The organism is Campylobacter sp. BCW_6465 (genome assembly GCF_001762815.1).
In the GTDB taxonomy this organism is placed as follows: Bacteria; Campylobacterota; Campylobacteria; order Campylobacterales; family Campylobacteraceae; genus Campylobacter_D; species Campylobacter_D jejuni.
The window spans coordinates 1-4,762 of record NZ_MJXN01000110.1; the positions used below are offsets into that span (position 1 = coordinate 1).

At 26.6% G+C, this 4,762-nt stretch carries 3 protein-coding genes; all 3 read left to right on the forward strand.

Annotation, left to right across the window (positions count from 1 at the left end; all coding sequences use genetic code 11):
* The coding region (locus AJ886_RS10900; RefSeq protein ID WP_261662878.1) for a hypothetical protein at positions 1-773 on the forward strand (773 nt) is incomplete at its 5' end.
* On the forward strand, positions 760-1,530 hold the full coding sequence (locus AJ886_RS08090) for a hypothetical protein (protein WP_057035600.1): 771 nt from the start codon (positions 760-762) through the stop codon (positions 1,528-1,530). The genes AJ886_RS10900 and AJ886_RS08090, both read left to right, overlap by 14 nt.
* A gap of 44 nt (positions 1,531-1,574) precedes the next feature.
* A partial coding sequence (locus AJ886_RS08095) for a hypothetical protein (RefSeq protein WP_070287519.1) occupies positions 1,575-4,762 on the forward strand: 3,188 nt, incomplete at its 3' end.

A 4,762-nucleotide genomic window follows, 5' to 3' on the forward strand; every position in this document is an offset into this window, starting at 1 on the left:
TAGAAGATGAAGATAGAAAACAAGAGCTTTATGTTTGTAAATTTGTGGTGGTAAATGGGGTTAGTGAAAACAAAATAAAAGCAAAAAATAAAGATGTAAATATAAATAATGGCACAAAATACACAAACACTACAAAAAGCAATAATATAAGTTCTAGTGAAAACAATGCTCAAGAAATCATCCCTGATAATGTTATAAGAATACAAACACAAGATGGCAGTGGGGAGTTTATTGAGATAGTATTTGATGATTTGGAGGAATGGAGAAATAAATCAAGTGGAGCTATAAAGCCTTTATTTACCCCATTAGAAGGTATAGTGGAAGATATTTCAAATTCACTTGAAAATGTCAGCATTATCGGTGATGCCTTAGCAATGCTTGGTGCAGTGAAAAATCCTAAAAATGCAAAAAATATTATTAAGAAAAAATCCAAATATGCCACCAAAAAAGAAGTGATAGAGGTATTAAAAAATAAATACAATCTTAAGACTTCTAAAGAATTAAATAAAATGGGCTATAAACAATTTATCGAAAATAATAATGTCTATATAGTCAAGGATAATAAACAAATAAAAGAGATTTGGGAGGATATTACAAAAGATACGACAATATTGCCAGATGCGGGAAATGGTATAAAAATGAGAAAACTAGATGATGGAACTATTATAAGATTAAGAAAAACATCTGATTCTGGTGGTTCAGCAATAGATATAGGAAATAAAAAACCAAATAATGTAATCCATAATAAGGCAAAAGAAGATGGTGATTGGTAAAGTAATTCATAAATACGGTTCGTTTTTCCCTGATTTTGATGAGATATTTTACAATTTAGGTTATGATGGTATTTGTTTTGATGAAAAATCAGATATAAAGCTTTTTCTACAAATTCCAAACCTTAAGAAAACAGATATTTTAGAATATTTTGAAGATCATTTTTTAGGATCAATTTTTGAGGATGCATGCGAATTTAATGACTTGGATTGTCCTTTGTTTTACACAGAAGATGAAAACTTAAAAAATTCCATAAAACCAAATTACAATAGTGAGTATGTAAGTATTATAGGGCAACTATTCTTAGCAGGATATATAGACTTTGGGATTACTCCAAGATCGGAAGATAAATATACAAGAACAGACTATCCTACTAATTTATCTTATTATAAAGAAGATAAATATCAAGCTTGGATATATTTTAGAGATAATTTCTTTTATACTAATGCATTTTTAAAAGGGTATTATGACGATATTTTAATCTATAAAGGCAAAGAATATACAGCAAATACTCTACCCAAACTTAAAAAAGGAGAAACGATCCATAGTACAATGCATAGTGCTGCTTCTTGGGATATGCCAAGATATTGGAGTGGGTATAATATATGGGTAACAAGAACTCAAAAAGGCACAAAATATCTCCGTGAGATTTTAGAACCTAGAGTTTACAACAAATACAAAGATTTAGAAGTAGAGATTGATGATAAGGGTAATGTGCTTAGATGGATAGGAGAGATTAATAGAGACAAAAAATATTAGCAAATAAAAAATGATATAATAATGCTTTATATAAGGAATCTTTTATGTTTATAAGTTCTAAAACAGAGTTAATTCAAACTATTAAAAATTTAACAATCAACAATAAAGAAGTTAAACAGATTGATTTTATTTATCCTAATTTTTCTATTTTACACGCTATATTAAAAAATATTGATTTTCATCAAAGAAAAATGCTATTTAAAAATCAAATATTGACTATGGAAATACTAGAAATTTTAAAACAAACTTGTGATAATCACAATAATATAGAAATAAATATCCATACCCTTAATGAGCTTGATGCTGGACAAAATGTAAATTTAAAAGATTTATCAAGCAGTGAAATTTGCACTAAAGTTTATTTAGAAGACTTAGAAGAAGAAATTCAAGACAAGAAACAAGGTAAAGATTTTAATCTTTTTTATCATACAGATAAAAATAATCTTTGTATCGAATTTATCAATACTTTAAAAGAACTAGCTAAAGATTCTGAAGATATAACAACCTTAGACGAGTTAATCGAAAACATTGATCCTGATGATATAAGCAGTGATAAATTTGATGATTTTAAGAAAAAAGTTTTAGAAATGATTGGAAATGTCATAGAATCGGATTTTTTCAAAAATAGCATAAGTCCCACTTTAAAAAATACTTATGAAAAATTTATCAATGAGTTGTTAGAATACATTAAAAAACTTGCCGAAGAAAAAGAATATGAAAAAATTAAAATCATACTAAGTGCTATAGCGGGTGTTGCAATAGCCACAGTGGTAGCTGTTCTTACAGGTGGGGCAGGATTAGCTATTTTGACTGCTGGTTTATTTTCTTTAATGGGTTCTGCAAGCGAGTATTATGAATTTGCTCAAAGAGATTATGGCACACTTTTAACGCCTTTAGCCGCATTTTTAGCCACTAGATGTGCTATGTTTATTCATTATATTAATTCTCGCTTGTTATCTTGTGTTTTAATTATTAATAAAAAAGAAATTATTGATTTAAGTGGTTTTGGATTATATCTTGGAAGCGATGAAAGCAATATCGCTTCGAATTTGGCTTATAAAATCACTTTAAGCGAAGAAATAAAAAGCATTGAAAATATTTTTAGTGAAATCTTTTTAAACCCAGAACAAAAAGACAAGAGGTATAAAAATACACCCAATGATTCAAAATCGAGCAATTTACTCGCTTTCATTTCAACGCAAAAATTATCTAATTTGTATTTAAAAAACAATGCTATTTTAAAGAATTTGCAAGAAGATATTAAACAATTTATTTATTTTTCCTATATAGAAAGTCCAAATTTTAACTCAAGTAAACTAGCTGAATTTTTCGCACAAAAAAATCAAAATGCACAAATAGATTTAAATACAACTAAAATGAGTAAAAATTATTTGATTATTTCAAATATCCCCAATAAATACAATGCAGGACTTAGTGAAAGTTTAACTCAAGAAATCGCCAACTATAATATACAAGATAAATACAGAAGAATTAAAAAAAATATTGATACTTCAAAAAAAACTTATGACAGCACAAGAGATTATAGCGAATATAACATAGAAATGCCACAAGATGAAAATGAACCTTATATTTTACAATTAAGCCCTTTTGTGAAAATATCCAAAGAAGCTTATGAGAATAGTAAAAAAGCTTATGAAGATATGCAAAAGGTTTATAAATATTTAACAAATTTTGTTGCTACACCGCAGAAGCTACCAGAATTCGCAAAAACAGCTAAAGAAAAATTAGCAATATCAGAAAATGAGCCAATGATAGAAATAGTAAAAAAGACGGAAAATTTACGACATTGCGAACGAATAAACATTTTAGCTTATTTTGACTACAGTAAAAAAATAAATGATAAAAAATGGCTTCCTTATTTTTATATCCAAAAATTCTTTAAACAAAACGAAGCCAAAGAATCCATCATAGAAAAAGAAAAAAAGATAGCTCATCAATATTTAACTTTTTTGAAAAAAGAGTTTTTTGAAAAATCGGATAAATCTTCATTTGGGAACTATTCTTTAATGGAATGTTTATTCATTTCATTTGTCTTGTATCAAGCTAAGCTTATTTTTCCAAATATCAATTTGGATTTGAAAAAATATGGAGGCAGTAATTTTGTATATATAAAATACTTAGAGGAAACTTATGTTTTATGGACAGATGAATGTCCAATATATGTAAATAATGAGCCAACAAATATTACAGCATATGAAGTTGTATCGCAATTATTAAAAATACTTGACAAAAAAGATTATTCTTTTGTGGAAAATGATAGTTTGATAACTATAGATGATTTTTTTAATGAATTATCAAAAGATTTAGATACAACAAATACATTAGATAAAAAAATAATCAAATTAAAGCAAATGTATCATTTAGATGAACAAAAATGCATTAAAGAATTTATGAATTTAGACGAAGAAACGCAACGAGCTTTTGTTGCATGGATGGATATAGAGAAACAAATATCAGATTTATCAAAGCTTTTGGAACAGATGTATGGAAAAGAATATTTAAATAAGGCAAAAGAACAAAAAACAACTGAAATATTTACTTATGCGATGTTAAAAATTTTATTAAGTGCTAGTCCTTTTATCAGCTTTACAGCTCAAATGTTGTGGGATTTTAATTTTTTAAAAACAATAGAATATGTTATTCAAGCTTGTATTAAAATAAACAAAGAAGGATTTAAAGAATTTTTTAAAGAACAGCTTGGTATTTTTGCACCTCCAAAAAAGAATAGTATATATCATATACACATAAAATCTAATTTAATAATAAAAGCACGCTTGCAGCAAATAGAAAAAGAATTAATTCATACTAAAATCCAAATGATTTTAGCACAAGAGATAAAATCCAATTTAATAATACAAAAAAATACATCCGGTTTAAATCTATTTATCACAAAGATAAAAGAATACTTTAATGAAAAACAAATTAAGATTTATTGGAGTGATAAATATATGAAACAATTATTTATATACTCTAATCAAGAAAGCAATATATCTAAAATTGCTCTTATGCATAGCATAGATATACAAACTCAAAAATATACTATTTATACTTATGCTAAGCTAAATAAACTTGACCTTGCTTCTATTGTGGCTGGAGAATTTGTGGGTATTTTTTTAAATTATCTCTTTCCAACAAATTTTAAAGCCCTACAAGAACAATATGAAAGCATTGTTTATCAGCTTTACACCTTTAAAGATGATTCTCCTTTAGC